The organism is Enterococcus nangangensis (assembly GCF_005405245.1).
In the GTDB taxonomy this organism is placed as follows: Bacteria; Bacillota; Bacilli; order Lactobacillales; family Enterococcaceae; genus Enterococcus_J; species Enterococcus_J nangangensis.
The window spans coordinates 194,911-211,162 of the sequence record NZ_BJDR01000001.1 but is presented as its reverse complement, the minus strand read 5'-3'; the positions used below and the strand labels follow the sequence as shown (position 1 = coordinate 211,162).

14 protein-coding genes are annotated in these 16,252 nt (G+C 41.5%); 5 read left to right on the top strand and 9 right to left on the bottom strand.

The features are described 5' to 3' along the window. Positions 1-106: 106 nt before the first annotated feature. Together FFM57_RS01135 and FFM57_RS01130 are read right to left on the bottom strand one after the other, a co-directional pair. Complete coding sequence (locus FFM57_RS01135) at positions 107-865, bottom strand: alpha/beta family hydrolase (protein ID WP_246023338.1); 759 nt, start codon at positions 863-865, stop codon at positions 107-109. A 90-nt stretch (positions 866-955) separates the two neighbouring features. Next, positions 956-1,960, bottom strand: a complete 1,005-nt coding sequence (locus FFM57_RS01130; RefSeq protein ID WP_137598680.1) for a nucleoid-associated protein — start codon at positions 1,958-1,960, stop codon at positions 956-958. 156 nt (positions 1,961-2,116) lie between these two features. Here FFM57_RS01130 and FFM57_RS01125 point away from each other — a divergent pair, with 156 nt between their 5' ends. Together FFM57_RS01125 and FFM57_RS01120 are read left to right on the top strand one after the other, a co-directional pair. Beyond that, positions 2,117-2,629 (top strand): GNAT family N-acetyltransferase, encoded by a 513-nt coding sequence (locus tag FFM57_RS01125; protein ID WP_137598679.1) that lies wholly within the window; start codon positions 2,117-2,119, stop codon positions 2,627-2,629. A gap of 46 nt (positions 2,630-2,675) precedes the next feature. Then, complete coding sequence (locus tag FFM57_RS01120; protein ID WP_137598678.1) at positions 2,676-3,401, top strand: TMEM175 family protein; 726 nt, start codon at positions 2,676-2,678, stop codon at positions 3,399-3,401. Between the two features lie 9 nt (positions 3,402-3,410). Here FFM57_RS01120 and FFM57_RS01115 read toward each other — a convergent pair whose 3' ends face one another. The 4 genes from FFM57_RS01115 to FFM57_RS01100 all read right to left on the bottom strand — a co-directional run bounded on the left by FFM57_RS01115 (position 3,411) and on the right by FFM57_RS01100 (position 8,525). Next, complete coding sequence (locus tag FFM57_RS01115) at positions 3,411-4,430, bottom strand: CdaR family transcriptional regulator (RefSeq protein ID WP_170999835.1); 1,020 nt, start codon at positions 4,428-4,430, stop codon at positions 3,411-3,413. A 104-nt stretch (positions 4,431-4,534) separates the two neighbouring features. Beyond that, the gene (locus tag FFM57_RS01110) at positions 4,535-5,677 is read right to left on the bottom strand and encodes a glycerate kinase family protein (RefSeq protein WP_137598676.1); all 1,143 of its coding nucleotides are present in this window, start codon (positions 5,675-5,677) and stop codon (positions 4,535-4,537) included. A gap of 12 nt (positions 5,678-5,689) precedes the next feature. Further along, on the bottom strand, positions 5,690-6,982 hold the full coding sequence (locus FFM57_RS01105) for a GntP family permease (RefSeq protein ID WP_137598675.1): 1,293 nt from the start codon (positions 6,980-6,982) through the stop codon (positions 5,690-5,692). Positions 6,983-7,166: 184 nt separating this feature from the next. Then, entirely contained in the window at positions 7,167-8,525 is a 1,359-nt protein-coding gene (locus FFM57_RS01100; RefSeq protein ID WP_137598674.1) for an MATE family efflux transporter, read from the bottom strand. Positions 8,526-8,691: 166 nt separating this feature from the next. Here FFM57_RS01100 and FFM57_RS01095 point away from each other — a divergent pair, with 166 nt between their 5' ends. Genes FFM57_RS01095 through FFM57_RS01085 form a run of 3 tightly spaced genes read left to right on the top strand, consistent with a single transcriptional unit; the run spans position 8,692 to position 12,999 of the window. Then, positions 8,692-9,639 (top strand): AAA family ATPase, encoded by a 948-nt coding sequence (locus FFM57_RS01095; RefSeq protein ID WP_246023336.1) that lies wholly within the window; start codon positions 8,692-8,694, stop codon positions 9,637-9,639. A gap of 10 nt (positions 9,640-9,649) precedes the next feature. After that, positions 9,650-10,777 carry a DUF58 domain-containing protein gene (locus tag FFM57_RS01090; RefSeq protein ID WP_137598673.1) on the top strand — a complete coding sequence of 376 codons (1,128 nt, stop codon included), beginning with the start codon at positions 9,650-9,652 and terminating at the stop codon, positions 10,775-10,777. After that, a complete protein-coding gene (locus tag FFM57_RS01085) occupies positions 10,765-12,999 on the top strand; it encodes a DUF4129 domain-containing transglutaminase family protein (RefSeq protein ID WP_137598672.1) in 2,235 nt (744 codons plus the stop codon). Before FFM57_RS01090 ends, FFM57_RS01085 begins: the two co-directional genes overlap by 13 nt. A 63-nt stretch (positions 13,000-13,062) precedes the next feature. Here the strand turns inward: FFM57_RS01085 and FFM57_RS01080 are convergent, their stop codons facing one another. Genes FFM57_RS01080 through FFM57_RS01070 form a run of 3 tightly spaced genes read right to left on the bottom strand, consistent with a single transcriptional unit; the run spans position 13,063 to position 16,248 of the window. Beyond that, positions 13,063-13,710 (bottom strand): SGNH/GDSL hydrolase family protein, encoded by a 648-nt coding sequence (locus FFM57_RS01080; RefSeq protein WP_137598671.1) that lies wholly within the window; start codon positions 13,708-13,710, stop codon positions 13,063-13,065. A 19-nt stretch (positions 13,711-13,729) separates the two neighbouring features. Further along, positions 13,730-15,028: an asparagine--tRNA ligase gene (gene asnS, locus FFM57_RS01075; RefSeq protein WP_137598670.1), complete on the bottom strand. Its 1,299-nt coding sequence runs from the start codon at positions 15,026-15,028 to the stop codon at positions 13,730-13,732. Positions 15,029-15,048: 20 nt separating this feature from the next. Further along, positions 15,049-16,248: a pyridoxal phosphate-dependent aminotransferase gene (locus FFM57_RS01070; protein ID WP_137598669.1), complete on the bottom strand. Its 1,200-nt coding sequence runs from the start codon at positions 16,246-16,248 to the stop codon at positions 15,049-15,051. Positions 16,249-16,252: the final 4 nt, after the last annotated feature.

Here is a 16,252-nt window from a genome sequence, read left to right as displayed (position 1 = left end):
CCGAACACAAAAAGAGAAGTACCGAAGTACTTCCCTAAGCGAATTTAATGTGAAACAACACCAGTTGACAAAGAGCCGGAAAAATTCCGCAAGACGTTTGCTTTTTTTAGTGTTCTTGATTTTTTTGTTGGGAGAGCCAAGTAATGATAGCTTCAGCAATTAAAGTTTGTTGCTTGCTGTTGGTGATATCGGCTGAAAAATCACCTTTTTGTGCACCGTAACTACCAAAACCTGCGTGATTGCCCCCTTGAATCATTTTATAATTTGTTTGGGCCGGTAAAAATTTTTGAGCCGCAGCATAATCATCCCAATCTAAAACCCCATCCCGACTACCGGTAATCGAAAGTACCGGTAAATTAAATTCATCCAGCCGTCCTTTTTCATCAGGGTAACTAGCTAAAAAGAAAATGCCTTTCAAATGATCATCAGCATGATCATGGGCAAAACGACTAGCCATTACCCCACCTAAGGAGTGTCCCCCTAAAACATAATCGGTGAGTTGATATTTTTCAATGACCTCGGCTGCTTTTTTCGGCGCTAAAACGGCTAAATTCAACGGTAATTTAATTATATACACCGGATAACCTTGCAAAGCTAAAGCGTGGGCCCAGATACTATAACTGGCGGGAGCCACAAAAGCCCCTGGATAAAAAATAATGGCGGGTAAATTTTCTTGACCTACTTCACTTTTAGGAAAATACAAGACATCGCTAGCCTCGTTGGCGTCTTGCTGTGCCACCAACTCTGCTGTATTACTAGCACCATAGCTGTAAAAGCGTAGTAAAAGTGCTCCGGCCGCCACTAAAATAGCGACAACTAAACAGAGTCGAAAGATAGTTTTTTTTATTTTTTTAATTGTCGCCACCCTCTTTTTCTTTATTTTAATAGAAAAAATGGGACTTGCAACTTAAAAACTTCAATTTCTCTCTTGAAAAAGGAATCTCTCATAAGTTTCTTACAAGCGATTAATTACTTCTTCCACATTTTTGATGGTCACGGAAATTGTGCCATCAGGATTATTAATAAATTCAATCAAGTCGGGATTTTTATAAACCTCCACGGGTACGATTAATTCAATGCCATTGGAAAGTTTCAACTTTTGTTTACCAAATTTTTTAGCAGGTTGTTTTTTGATTTCTTCCACAATGGGGGCCTCATCTACAAAACCTTTTTCCAAGACTTCTTCTTTAAAAGCTGTTTTAGCACTAAAATTATCATGGAAAACTTTTTCGGCGATGTCTTCGACTTGCATGACGCCAGTTTCGCTAATGCTGGTAAAGACCGCTTCTTTCACCTCGGCTACAATATCGTACTTGGGAGTAGCAAATTTTTCGCCAATTTTTTCGGCGACTTTTTTAATGACCTTGACGTTCTCATCTAAAGAAGGCAAAGGGGCACTTTCTAAGACTGCCGTGGAAAAATAAAAGCGTTTCTCACCGGAAAAAGTATATTTTTTCTCAATCAATTGATAACTGAGATCGCTGAGTTTTAAGAGTAAACCTTCATCCGCCTTTTGAGTCTTGCCGGATAAAATCGCCCGATGCAAAATCAATTGATTTTCAATTCCCGCTTCACTACCTTCCACGTAATGAGTATAGGCATCATGGAAATTTACTTTGAAAAAGGCGAGATAAAGTTCCGTGTCCGCTTCGTATAAACAAATGAACACATCACAACTAGGACCATCTTCACTTTCTTGATAGGTTTGGTACCAGTGTTGCGTTAAAGAAGCGGCGCTTTCAGCAAAGTCTGCCGTTAATCTTTTGGCGTACTCGACAAAAGCTGAGCCGTGCTTTAACTGGCCTAGTTTCGTCTGTCCTGAAGACAAGCCGTTAATTTTTTTTGTTAAGTATTCCCGCACGTATTCCGTCGTTAAATCTAACTCCACCGCTGAACAGACAGGTTCCCCTTGATTGCGGTCAACAATTTGCAGTAAAGCTTTCTGTAAATAAATATCCAAGAAACATTCCTACTTTCTTCAAAAAATCACGTCTTATTGTAGCATAAAAAAATACTTCTGGGGCATTCTGGAAAAAAACGCCATCTAACTTTTTGGGGGTCGGGAAAAAGTCGTGCTACAATAAAGAAAAAGTAGGACGTTAAAGGAGGAAGACGGATGGAAATAAAATTAATTGCTAGTTTAGCCGCCTACGAAAAAGCGCAAGACCGCTTAAACGAAATTTATCAAACCGCTTTTCAGCTGGATTGGACCTTAGATAATCGCTTTAAAAAAGCTTTAGCCCAAAATTTACAGCCCCGCATTTATGTGGCCACTAAAAGTCAAGGAATCGTCGGCCTTCTTTACGTTACTGATTATGATCCAACGGGTTGGTGGGGTGCCCAAGTTTATCCGCTGTTGGCCCCCACTTTTCAAGGAATACCCGTTGAAATCAACGAGCTCGCCGTAGGGCCAGCTTTTCAAAAACTTGGGATTGCTACTGCTTTAATGACCCAACTGATTCAAACGGAAAAGACTGACTTCATTCTTTCCACAAGGACTTTTCACAATGAGCCGGTGAAATATTTTTACGAAAAATTAGGCTTTAAAAAAATTTTAGCTGAACTTCCTTTCCCACCTCACGATGAAGCCTATGATGTTTACTATCGCAAACAATCCTTGAGTTTTTAGGTAACTTGCCGTACACTAGCAAAAAAAAATAAAGTTGGTGAGTAAGATGAGTCGTAAAAATGATTTACGGGATAAATTTTCGGAAGAAGAGTTAGCCGAGGTCCACAATGCGTTAAAGACGTTCCATCAAGAAGATCCAGCAAAATTAAAAGAACACTTGGAACTTTTTAATGATGCAGTGATTGCCATCATTAGTACCATCATGGTTTTGGAAATTCCTTTACCAACAGCAGGGAATGTCAGTTATGGTACGTTTGTCTGGAGTTTTTTAATTTTTATCGTCAGCTTTTTTATCGTGGGTAACTTTTGGTACCAACACCACAACACTATGAGTCATTTGAATGCAGCAAAAAAATCTACGCTGATTATGAATTTTCTTTTCTTGGGTACCTTGTCTTTAATTCCTTTAATGACCAAGTGGATTATGCAGGAACCTACATCCTTAGCTATTGCTAACTACGGTGTTGTCTATCTAGTAATCAATCTCTTAGAAAACTTTATGTTCGCCCTCTTGCAAGAAGAAATTTGGGACAAGAATCGCCAAATTCTCATTTTCACTCAGCGCTTTTCCATCATTAGAGTCGGCGTGCTTTTAGTCTGGAATTTAATTTTAATTGGCCTAGCCTTTGTTCAACCTAAGCTCGTGATGATTTTTTATTTAAGCTTACCGATTATTTCCTTTTTAACCCCCAGCGACAGCTTAAATAAACAAAAAAGAATCCAAAAGCGACAAAAAGTAAGAAAAACTCTTCATCCCACTAAACTTGGATGAAGAGTTTTTTTATTCTGCCAAATGAGGATATTGGTAAGCAAAGTGATACAGTAATTCCCATAACTCAAACCAGAGATGGGGATCTTTACCAGTGATTTGTTGCAATTTTTGTAAACGATAGTTCAAAGTATTACGGTGAATGTGCAATTTTTCAGCAGTTTGGTTGATACTGGAACGATTCTTTACAAATTCCACCAGCGTTGGAAAATACTCGCGGGCAGCCGTTACTTTTTCCAACAGTTGAGGATTAGGTGCCACTGGAAAACTAAGAAATTGGCTGAAGAAAAAATCCTCCGTCGCGTAGCTACCTGCGTCATAGCCCATCAACTGCAAAAATAATAGCGTATGTCTAATTTTTAATAAACTTTCGGCCAAATAGACTGCACTAGTGGTACTTAACAAAAAACCGGTAAAACTGGTAGCTACTTTGGGCAGCGCAATAAAATCTTTTTCCCGCACAAAAATAATCCACCCTTCTTCATAGGCGAAAAGTTCTTGCTGCGGATAATATTTTTTGAAAAAAGTTAAGTCACTGGCATAAAGTGTCCGATAATTTTGACCTAACATTAAGTGATAGCGACTCAAAGCCTCTTGTTGTAACACTTCATCATAGTGGTGAGGTGCTTGTAGCAGCTGTTGAATAAAGGCTACTTTCGCTAAGCGACTCTCTTCTTGCTTTTTATAAAGAGCTAAGTCTTCAATCAACATCAGGGCAATCGTTTTAACTAACTTGGTAAAGGGACGAACCTCCACTGGCGCACCAGAGATACCCACCACGCCAATGACTTCCCCTTGATAAATAATCGGCTCGTTGGTACCTTGCTTTTCCAATGGAGTATCTTGATCCACTTCCACCATCCGGCCTTCACGAATGGCTCGCTCAGCAGCTCGGTGGCGGGAACCGATTCTTTCAGGATGACCACTAGCGATAATCCGCCCTTGGTCATTCATGATATTAATGTTATAGGGAATATCATCCATCAACTTGCGGACGATTAACGCCGCTTGCTCTTTTGTTAAAGAACTCATGGGACACCTCGCAAAATAATTTAACATTGACTAGCAGTAAGGACTGTGCAGCACAGCGCTGCACAGTCCTCTTATTTTCAACTATTTTTTTCAATCTGTAAAGTCTAGGCGTTTACTTTTAAAACGCGGCAGACATTTTCACTGGTGCGACTTAAATTTTCAGCGCCGCTAGCCAACGCTTCTTCCAGACTTTGTGCTTTGCTTAAAATTCCAAAGATAGCCGTCATGCCTTCATCGTATAAAACGTCGACATCTTGGCCGATGTAACCGGCAAAAGCAAAGACGGGTTTGCCGTAGCGTTGGGCGACTTTCGCCACCCCATAAGGAGCTTTCCCAAATTTAGTTTGGAAGTCCATGCCCCCTTCACCAGTGAAGACGTAATCGGCTTGCGCGATTTTTTCGGCCAACTGATTAATCTCTACCACAATGTCAATTCCTGGTTTTAATTCGGCTTGCGTAAAGGCCAGTAGTCCAGCGCCTAAGCCACCAGCTGCGCCAGCGCCAGGATAATTAGCTAAATCTTTTTGCAAAGTCTTTTTAATTACTGCCGCATAATGGGCTAAGTTGGCATCTAGTTGGGCCACCATTTCTGGTGTAGCTCCCTTTTGCGGACCAAAGACATGGGAGGCGCCATGTTCACCAATTAAAGGATTGGTCACATCACTGGCTACAGTAATTTGGGTTTTAGCTAAACGTGGATCTAAGTTAGTTAGATCAATAGTGGCTAATTTTCCTAAAGCACCACCGCCTAAAGGTAGCTCCACACCTCCAGCATCTAATAACTTAACACCGAGAGCTTGGGCCATCCCTGCACCACCGTCGTTAGTTACCGAACCACCAATCCCAATGATAATTTTTTCAGCGCCTAAATCCATGGCGGCGGCCATCATTTCACCAGTACCGTATGTGGACGTAATTAAAGGATTACGTTTAGCAGGCGCCAATAAACCAATGCCACTGGCTTTGGCCATTTCCATGACGGCCGTTTTCGTGTCTGCCATATAACCAAAGTAGGCCGTTACTTTTTCACCGGCTAAAGGACCGTTGACTTCAACTTCAATTTTTTTACCGTTTAAAGCATCGATTAAAGAATCCACAGTGCCTTCGCCGCCATCAGCCATGGGGACGTTGATAATTTTAGCATCTGGAAAAACTTTACGTACCCCTTTAGCTAATGCTTCACACGCTTCTTTAGCTGACAAACTCTCTTTAAAAGAATCGGGGGCAATTACAAAACATTTACTCACGTCTCTTCACTCCTATTTCAAAATAAAGCCGTATAATACAGTAGCTACGATGGTCATCACCAAACCAACACAAAATTCGTAAGGAATGACTTTCATCCGTTCTTTGATGGACATCTTCATGGAATCAGCAGTAATGTGGAAATAATTTCCTTGCGGCAATTGGTCAATAACCGTCGCCCCAGTGTGGGTCATGACAGCGGCGGCTAATGGCGCCGTCCCTGTGGCTAAAATAGCTTCTCCAAATGAACCGGTGGCTAAGATTACGGCCGTAGAAGTAGAACCTACTGCTAAGCCCATTAACGTTCCGGCAATCGGTGCTAAGAAGGTTCCAGAAATACCCGCAGCATCAATTAGGTTGACGACTTGTGTCGATAAATCAGAAACTGAAATCAAACCAGCAATCGCTCCGGCACCAATTAAGATTAATACCGTGTCAGTGACACGACGCATTCCGGAAGCTGCGTACTTCCGCAAGTGCCGTCCATGACCCATAGCAATTGTGCCAACGACTGAAGCAAAGGGTAAAATATATAACGCATCAATTTTCAGATTAGCTAAGAAGTTAATGTGTAACATCGTCCCCACTGGATTCAACAATAATAAAACAATGGATAAGACAGGAGCGACTAAAGCTTTTCCTAAAGGCATTAAGGTCTTTTCTTCTTCGTCTTTCACGTCAGAATCTTTCACCATCCCGCCTTTTTTCTTAATGATATTAGCGATGATTACCGCCGTTGCTAAACCGAACAAAGCTGGGATAAAACCAGCAATCATGACATCACTTAAATTTAAGTTATAGCCATTGGCCGCCGCAATCGTGTTGGGATTGGGAGAAATAATATTTCCGGCTTTCCCACCACCAGAGAGCGCTGTCAATAAAGCGATTTTAGAAATCCCTGTTTGTTTTCCGACAGATAAAGCAATGGGCGCCACAATCAAAACAGCAACCGGAATGAAGACCCCAACAGCTGTAATAATCATCGTGGAAAGAGCAAGGGAAAAAATAGCTTTTTGGGCTCCTAATTTAGTCACAATAGCATGGGCAATCGCTTCAGCTGATCCGGACTCCATCATTACGCCGGCTAGCATCCCAGCAGCTAATACGCGAATGGCCGTCCCCATAATACTTTGCGTGCCACCGATTAAAACATTCACGGTATCCACCATGGAGGCGCCACCAATTAAACAGCCAACAATTCCTCCTAAAAATAATGAATAGACGGGTTGAACTTTTTTCAAAATTAAAATAATGGCGATAATTAACCCGATAATCGCCGCATACCAAGGAATCGTAATCTCTGGCATCTTGACATCTCCTTTTTATTTGTTTACGTTTTCAATATTAATAACTTTTCCTCTTGTCGCCTATTGGTAAATTAACAATTTTTATCGGGCTTTTGCACAAAGTGTGAAAAAATGAACGGAAAATTTTTGCGAAAAAAAACTGTGCAGCAATGATGTCCGCACAGTTTTAAAAGTCTAAGACTGGTTAAAATTTATTGGGAATAGCATCGCCATCTTTTAGCGTCCGCAAAGTTTTTACTGCTAAGACGTAAGACGGAATAAGGACCAACAGGGAACCTAGCCACGCTAAGGGGTTAGCTGAAGCGGCTCCTGGATAACCGAAGGAACGCGCTAAAAAGACGGCCGCACCAGTCCGCATCAAAAGTTCAGCGATACCAGCCATAGTAGGTACAAAGCTCTTTCCTAAGCCTTGCAACGTGTAACGAATAATGAATAAGACCGCTAACAAGATATAAAGAGAACCATTAATAATAAAGTAAATTCGCGATAAGGAAAGAATTTGGGGATCAGGTTCTTTTAAGAACATCATCACCAATTGGTTAGCAAAAATAATTATCGCTGCACCGGCTACTACCGAAAAACTACACGACATAATTAAGCACTGCTTCACGCCTTCCATAATACGGCTGAACTTTCTAGCACCTAAATTTTGCGCAGTAAAAGTCGCCATGGTGATCCCAAAGGAAGCCATGGGTTGGGTCGCAAATTGGTCGATGCGGGCTGCCGCTGTGTTGGCGGCAACAACTTGGGTCCCTAAACTATTTAAGGCTGTTTGTAACGCGATAGATCCGATAGCGATAATGGAAGACTGAAAACCCATGGGTAATCCTACCCGCAAATGCGTTGTCCATTCTTCTTTATTTAAGCCAAAGTCTTTGCGACGAAAATGTAAAATGTTAATCTTTTTATAAATATAAAAAGCGCACAGGAGAGAAGCGACAATTTGGGCAGTAACGGTAGCAATCCCCGCGCCTGCTACCCCCATATGAAAATAAGGAATTAAAATTAAATCTAAGACGATGTTAACGATTACAGCAATAACTAAGAAAAAGAGCGGCGTCCGACTATCCCCTAAAGCTCGCAAAACGTTAGAAAGCAAGTTAAAGGCAATGGAAAAAGGAATCCCCCAAAAGATAATGGTAATAAATTCTTCTGCTTGATCAATAATATCAGCAGGCGTTTGCATCCACTGCAAAATATCCCGCACAAAAATGACACTCAGGAGGGTAAGTAAGACAGCCACAATCGCGGAAATACTAATACAGGTAGCAAAACTACGTCGCACCCCTTTTGGATCACGCGCACCAAAACGCTGGGCGGTGATAATTGTTAAGCCCGCCGTTAACCCTTGAGCAAAACCGATGATTAAAAAGTTAATGCTCCCAGTAGAGCCCACTGCGGCTAAAGCATTCTCGCCTAAAGCGCGCCCCACGATTAACGTATCGGCGATATTATAAAATTGCTGGAACAAATTACCGATAAAAAGTGGAATCGTAAAATAAAAAATTAATTTGTAAGGTTTCCCCGACGTCATATCATGCATGGCGCAAAACCTGCCTCCCGTTTTAATAGTCTTTAAGTATGATAGTCAGTTTAGCGGGAATAAGCAAGACCCTTAGCTGATTTTTTCAAAAAATAATTTATACTTTGAGTAATCATGAAATATCCGCTAAAATAAAGAAAAAGCCACAAGATAGGGATGTGATCTCATGGATGCTAAAACCATGAAAATTGCCCATGAAAAAGTCCAAGAACTCTTGGATAACATGGAAAAAATTATTTTAGGAAAACGCCAAGTATTAAAATTAACGCTTACTGCGCTACTAGCAGACGGCCATATCTTGTTTGAAGATGTTCCAGGTGTTGGGAAGACCACTTTAATTAAAGCTTTAGCTGCCAGTATTCAAGGAAGCTACGGACGAATTCAATTTACTCCCGACCTTTTACCTGGTGATATTTTAGGTAGCGCCATTTACAATTCTGTAACCCACACCTTTGAGTTTAAGGAAGGGCCAGTCTTTACGACTGTCTTATTGGCAGATGAAATTAATCGTGCTACTCCCCGCGCACAGTCTGCGTTGTTAGAAGTTATGAGTGAGCGCCAGGTGACCTTAGATGGGACTAGTTACCCCATGGAAGAAAACTTTTTCGTTTTGGCCACCCAAAATCCCATTGAGTACGAAGGAACGTATCCTTTGCCTGAAGCACAACTGGATCGTTTTCTATTTTGTTTATCCATTGGCTATCCCGACTACGAAGCAGAGCTAGAATTATTGAAAGGCACCGATACAGAAAAATTATTACCACAACTTAAAGGTGTTTTAACGTTAGCAGAACTTTCTATTTTAAAAAAATTAGCTAGCGAAGTGCACGTAACCGACGACTTATACGAATATGCCTTATCTTTAATTTTAGCTACCCGCAATCAACCGGAAATTCGCTTAGGTGCTTCGCCGCGGGGTGGACTGGCCTTCTTACGAGCTGCCAAAGCTTACGCCTTAGTGGAAGGACGTAACTTTTGTGTGCCTGACGATTTTAAAGCGGTCTTCTTACCGACCTTTGCCCACCGCATCTTCTTAAGCACCGGTGCTTTTAGCAAAAAAGAAACAGAAGCGCTTCTGCAAAAGATTTTGCAACACGTTCCTGTTCCTTTGTAGAGGTGGCTTCATGAAAAAAATTCCCTTACCCACTAAAAGTTGGCGCTATTACTTACGAATTAGTGGCAAACTTTTAATCGCCTTGCTTTTTTATCTTTTTATCTTAGCCTATGCTTTTTTATTCAACAACACCACCGGCTGGTTTTTATTTTGGCTAGCCACTTTTTTTTACCTAGGCTTAAGTTTGCGCCTGCTGGCTTCTTTGCGCCGCATTCACGTTAGCTGCCCAGAAGTTTTTACGATTCATAGCGGTGAACATACTAAATTGACCATGACTTTTACTGGCCGTGGCTTACAGCAATTTTACCCGGCTTTAATGATTACTCTTCATCATCCCACCCGCCAAATTCAAAGGGATATTTCTTTTTGGCATCGCGGTAAGCTCGGGATCCACTTTGCCCCTTTTCCCCGCGGGACATATCAAGATTTTTCCTTAACCTTAGCGAGTTGCGATCTTTTAGGGATTGCTTTAAAAGAACAAACGCGCCCCTTCCCTTTACAGCTCACTGTTTTACCCTATGACTTAGCGCCTCAAGCCAAAGCGCTTTTTCAATTTTTATATTTGAAAAAGCCCCAGCCGTTTTTAGGGGATGCCCAAAAAAGCTATGATTTAAAAAATTTCCGACGTTACGAGTATCGCGATGGCTTACGACAAATTGATTGGAAAGTCTCCGCGCGCCTTGGGGAAGTAGTCGTGCGGGAATTGGAAAACGAGCCTTTACAAGAAATGGCCCTAGTCTTTTATGGTGCGGACGTTCTCCATATAGAAGAAAATTTTGGACTTTTTTACAGCTTTACTAATCTGTTAGAAGAACAGCGGAGGCTTTTAGGTAGTTTGAAAGACACCACCGTCACCTATCATTTACTGGGGAAAGAAAACTATCAAGTGTCTCGCGTCAGCAATGAACTCTGGACGCAATTTACTCCTAGTGACCAACTGATAGTACCTACCATCAAAAAAACAACGCTACTCCTCTTTGTGCCCGACGTCACGTTAATCACGGAAAATCCGCAGCTGCAAAAGCTAGTAAAAGACAACGACAGCTACCTCTTAACCTTGAAAAAACCAGGAATTGAAATTACCCATCGCCACCAAACCATTTTATTACCTAAGGAGGTGGCTCAATGGAAGATTTAAAATTACCTAATCAAACGACACAACTCTTATTGCGTCTGCTGTCTACTGTAAGTTTAATCTTAGCCCTGACAACCTGGTTGGATCCACTAACCGAAGCAAACGCAATTATCTTAAGTCGCCCTTTCACCTTGTATCTTATTTTTCTCTGCTTTCTAGCACTAGGAAAGTTTAGCGACCTGTGGATCTTTTTAGGGAGCTTTTTCATGGGGAGTTACGTTATTGGCACGCTCTTTTATCCTCATAACTATCTGCAACTTTGGCGTAGCTTTTTTGCTGATAGTTGGCAATTATGGCAACGTTTCGCCAATCAAGAGCTTACGCAACTGCCACCGATGCTGGTTTTAACTTTTCTTTTGTTCCTGTTAATTCCACTAGTCATCTTTTTCCAAAAATATCAGCGCTTCATGCCTCTTTTGGCGACTGGCATTTTATTAATGGTCCTTTTAGAAATTTTAAACCAACAAGATACACTAAAAGCCGTAATTAACTTTACTATTTTTCTTTTGCTAGCACGCTTCTTACAACAAGTTCACGGCAGTGGCTTGCGCTTTTGGAATTTTTTCTTGAGTATCGCCGCTTTAAGCGTGATGTTTATGGGCGCTTATTATTTAACCAACACCAAAACACAACTTGCTAGCTCTTTAATTACTCACAGTAGTGTCTGGCGAACGCTAGCTAACGACCAAGGCTTTTATGATTTTGTCAATGAAGTGAGTCGTAGTGATTTTCCCCAAGAGCAAGGCTTTTCTGAAGACGATAGTGCCTTGGGAGGACCCATGATTGATAGTCATGAAACAATCTTTCAAGCCCGCCAAGACTCTAGTCATTACTGGAAAATTGAAAATAAAGATTATTACACAGGACGTGGTTGGGAAAATAGTAATCATCACTTAGAAAAAACGATACCTACCAACTGGCAACTGGAAAGTGGTTTCACGAGTCTCGGCCCTGCTGAAACGGTGCGCCTCTCCTTTTTTGAAAAGCCGACTTATTTACCTATTCCCTATGGTGTCGTCAATTACACACCGGAAGCAAAATTATTAAATGGCCAACATCTTTTTTATGCGCCTGATCACAATCGTTTGTACTTAAAAGACGTTTCTGAAGAGGAGGCTCGCTTCACTTATACCTATCAGCCTGCCATCTATACGCCAGAACTTTTAGCTACCGTCACACTGGAGCAAGCCAATAGCTCTTTAAACAATCAAACCGGCAGTTTAACTAAAGGCGCTTATTATTCCTTACCGGAAAGTTTACCGCCCCGGGTGGTCAATCTCGCTAAAGAGGTCACTGCGGAGGCCACCAGTTACTATCAACAAGTCAAAGCAGTGGAAGATTATTTGAAAAATAGTGGCAAGTTTCGCTATTCAAAAATTGATGCCACAACGTTACCAAAGGACGCCGATTTTGTCGACTACTTTTTATTTACAGATCCTGTAGGGTATTGTGATCATTTTTCTTCTAGCATGGTGGTCTTGCTACGCTCTTTAGGCATTCCGGCACGTTGGACGAAAGGCTATTCCAGTGGCACCATGATTGGTTATACTCCCGCGGGGCAAAAACTTTTCCGAATTACTAGTGCGGAAGCTCATTCTTGGCCGGAGGTCTACTTTGCTCAATATGGCTGGATTCCTTTTGAACCCACCACTTCTTTTAACTCTCCTGTAGAACAAACACCGCGGGAAGCTGCTAATAATGAAGAAACGATTTATTCCTCCAGTAGCAGTAGTACTGAAAGTGAAAAGCAGTCGCAACAATCCACCAAAGAAAGCTCTACGACTGTGAGTAGTACCTTAGCTAGTACTGAGACAACAGCTTCTACAACTGCGGATACTAAAAATTCCGTCAAAATTTCTTGGTGGCGTATCTTACTTCTGGGGCTTTGCTTTTTACTACTGGGTATCTTTGCTTTCTTCCATAAAAAAATTATTTACCAAAGCCAATTATTTTATTTACGCTATCTCTTAAATGATTATCCTCAAGCATTTCGTTGGCTCTTGAAAAAGGCCAACAAAAAAATTCCCCGCTTACCAGCCATGACCCTGCGCGAGTATCAGCAACAATTAGCGGCGATTAACGAAGAGTTAGGACAAGACTTTAAAGCAGCGACAGCGATTTACGAACGGATGCGTTACGGTGATCAACTGCCGCAGCCTAAAGATTTTCGTCGCTTAGAAAAAATCCTCTTAGCTTTATGGCAGATTGGTAAAAAACCTCAGTAACATAAAAAAGAAGTAGGGACTTGAATCGTCGTGATTCAAGTCCCTGCTTCTTTTTTCTCAAAACTATTTCAGCTCCATCGTTGGTTGCACGTGGCGCATCCATTCATCTGTAATTAAGCCGTAACCTACTGGTGTTGGATGCACACCATCTTTTGTATAAAGCTCAAAACCGTGGCGAATACCCGCGGCGTTCATTAAGCCGTCTAAAGAAATAAATTCGGCGTGAAATTCTGCGGCCAATAAACGAATCACTTGAATCTTTTGATCCAAGTCCACCCGCCAAGTGGTGCGGTTTTTAGGAATTGGTAAAACAAAAGGTTCCATTAAAATTAAACGACTGACGCCCGCCCGTTTTAAACTCATGAGTAATTGGCGGTATTCTTTTTCAAAAGCAATCGCAGCTTTAGCCGTACCAAAATCAGGACTTTCCACGTTGTGCCACGTGTCGTTAATCCCTACCATGATGGAAACCACATCCGGCATCAAAGCCAAGACATCTTCTTCCAAGCGACGATTTAAATCAGCCACTTTATTGCCTGAAATACCGCGGTTGTAAAAACTCAAGTTCATTTCTGGATACTTTGATCCAAGTTGTGAAGCGATGAACAACGGAAAACCATGGCCTAAATCTGTATTATCTTCCCGATTACGGTCAGCATCAGTAATACTGTCGCCAAAAAAGACAATGCGATCATTAGGATAAATTTGCATTTTAACAGACTCCTCTTTTTTATGGATAAATACGATTTAACAAACGTGGGAAAGGAATTGCTTCCCGAATGTGTTCAATACCGGAAATCCAAGTAATCGCCCGTTCCAAACCAAGACCAAACCCAGAGTGAGGCACGGAGCCGTACTTCCGTAAATCTAAATACCAGCTGTACTCTTCTTCGCTTAAACCAAATTTCTTAATTTGTACCAAAAGTTGGTCATAGTCGGTTTCCCGTTCAGAGCCCCCGATAATTTCCCCGTAGCCTTCTGGCGCGATTAAGTCCGCACAAATCACCACGTCATCCCGCGTTGGATGTGGCTTCATGTAGAAAGGTTTGATAGCTTTTGGATAATTTAAAATAAAGACTGGCTTTTCAAAAGAGTTAGCGATAAAGGTTTCGTGAGGTGAACCAAAGTCATCCCCCCATTTGATATCGTCAAAACCATTTTTAATTAATAATTCGATGGCATCATCGTAAGTAATCCGCGGGAAAGGTAGTTGGGTGTATTTTTTCAACAACTCTTTATCCCGTTCCAAGACGTCTAAGGCATAGTCGCAATGTTCTAGAACATTTTGGACTAAGAAAGCGACGTATTGTTCTTGAACAACTAAACTTTCTTCTTGATGCATAAAGGCCATTTCTGGTTCAATCATCCAAAATTCAATTAAGTGACGCCGCGTTTTAGATTTTTCAGCTCTAAAAGTTGGGCCAAAAGAAAAGACTTTACCAAAAGCCATGGCAGCTGCTTCCATGTACAACTGACCACTTTGAGAAAGATATGCTTTTTGATCAAAATAATTAGTTTCAAAAAGTTCAGTGGTGCCTTCTGGCGCTGAGCCCGTTAAAATTGGTGGATCTACTTTAATGAAGCCGTTATTGTTGAAGAATTCGTAGGTGGCCCGAATCACTTCATTTCTAATTAACATGATGGCATGTTGTTTTGAGGACCGCAACCACAAGTGACGATGATCCATTAAAAAGTCGGTGCCGTGTTCTTTAGGCGTAATGGGATATTCATGACTTTCCCCCACTACTTCGACATTGCTAATCCCAATTTCATACCCGAAATGCGAACGGCTATCTTCGCGAATTTCGCCGGTAATGATGACGGAAGTTTCTTGCGTTAACCCTTTAGCGGTTTCAAAAATTTCTTCCCCTACTTCATTTTTAACTACTACGCCTTGAAAGTACGCTGTACCATCACGTAATTGTAAAAATGCAATTTTTCCTGATGAACGCTTGTTAGCTACCCAGGCACCGATTTCAACAGTTTGCCCGACGTAGTCTTTTGCGTCAATAATGGAAATACGTTTCACTATACTTCGCTCCTTTGCACTCAATGTTTACATTTTAAGCTTTTTTGCTGTAAAAAAGCAAGAATTCTTTCGACAGCTTCTTGAAAAACCTCAGGGCTGACGGCATAACTCAAACGAATGGCGTTATGCACCCCAAAGCCGGTACCGGAAACCACTGCCACGTGAGCTTCTTGTAGTAAGTCTTCCACAAAAACATCTAAATCATCATAACCACAATTGGCCATTGCTTCTGCCACGTTAGGGAATAAATAAAAGGCCCCATGAGGTTTCACTAAAGTAAAGCCTGGAATCTTTTCCACTAAATCATAAGCTTTATTCAAGCGCTCTTCAAATGCTTGGCGCATTTCTTCTGCTGCTTTTTCCCCATCGTTTAAAGCGGCAATCGCGGCGTATTGACTGACGGTTGTCGGATTACTAGCGGCTTGGGATTGAAGATCGCTCATGGCTTGAATGACTTCTTGATCGCCAAAGGCAAAACCAATCCGCCAGCCCGTCATGGAGTAGGTCTTTGAAACGCCGGTAATGACGATGGTACGTTTTTGAATTTCGGGATTAATCATGGCAATCGAAGTAAAGACTTCGTGATTATAGACTAAATTAGAATAAATATCGTCTGCCACCACAATTAAATCATGTTGACTGACAAAGTCGGCAATCGCTACAAGTTCGTCAGCCGTATAAATCATCCCATTTGGATTGGATGGTGAGTTTAATAATAAAATTTTAGTTTGCGGACTGACCATTTTTTCTAAGTCGGAAACCGTAACTTTACCACTATGCGGATCGCTAGGATGGACAAAAAGCGGCACGCCCCCAGCTAGTTTTACTTGCTCCGAGTAACTGACCCAATAAGGAACCGGAATCAAGACTTCATTGCCAGGGTTCAGTAACACTTGAAAAGCGGTATAAAGAGCAAACTTAGCCCCAGGTGTCACTAAAAGTTGGTTGGCTTGATAATCTAAGCCATAATTCTTTTTGATATGATTTTTTAAAGCGGATTTTAAAGCGGGTAAACCACTGGTGGGGGTGTAAAAACTCGCTTGACCCTTAACGATGGCCGTTTGTGCTGCTTCTTGAATAACTTTTGGCGTAACAAAATCCGGCTCGCCGACAGTCAGACTGATAACATCAATCCCTTCAGCTTTTAAAGCACGAGCTTTGGCGGCCGCTTTTAGTGTAGCAGAAGGAGCAATATTTTTAGCACGGGTGGAAAGTTCCATAAGA

Bases quoted from the DNA above. Each gene is read 5' to 3' on its own strand.
- FFM57_RS01090 (WP_137598673.1), top strand. From the start codon at position 9,650: ATGAAAAAAATTCCCTTACCCACTAAAAGTTGGCGCTATTACTTACGA.
- FFM57_RS01105 (WP_137598675.1), bottom strand. From the start codon at position 6,982: ATGCCAGAGATTACGATTCCTTGGTATGCGGCGATTATCGGGTTAATT.
- FFM57_RS01120 (WP_137598678.1), top strand. From the start codon at position 2,676: ATGAGTCGTAAAAATGATTTACGGGATAAATTTTCGGAAGAAGAGTTA.
- FFM57_RS01070 (WP_137598669.1), bottom strand. From the start codon at position 16,248: ATGGAACTTTCCACCCGTGCTAAAAATATTGCTCCTTCTGCTACACTA.
- FFM57_RS01115 (WP_170999835.1), bottom strand. From the start codon at position 4,430: ATGAGTTCTTTAACAAAAGAGCAAGCGGCGTTAATCGTCCGCAAGTTG.
- FFM57_RS01085 (WP_137598672.1), top strand. From the start codon at position 10,765: ATGGAAGATTTAAAATTACCTAATCAAACGACACAACTCTTATTGCGT.
- FFM57_RS01080 (WP_137598671.1), bottom strand. From the start codon at position 13,710: ATGCAAATTTATCCTAATGATCGCATTGTCTTTTTTGGCGACAGTATT.
- FFM57_RS01100 (WP_137598674.1), bottom strand. From the start codon at position 8,525: ATGCATGATATGACGTCGGGGAAACCTTACAAATTAATTTTTTATTTT.
- FFM57_RS01125 (WP_137598679.1), top strand. From the start codon at position 2,117: ATGGAAATAAAATTAATTGCTAGTTTAGCCGCCTACGAAAAAGCGCAA.
- FFM57_RS01095 (WP_246023336.1), top strand. From the start codon at position 8,692: ATGGATGCTAAAACCATGAAAATTGCCCATGAAAAAGTCCAAGAACTC.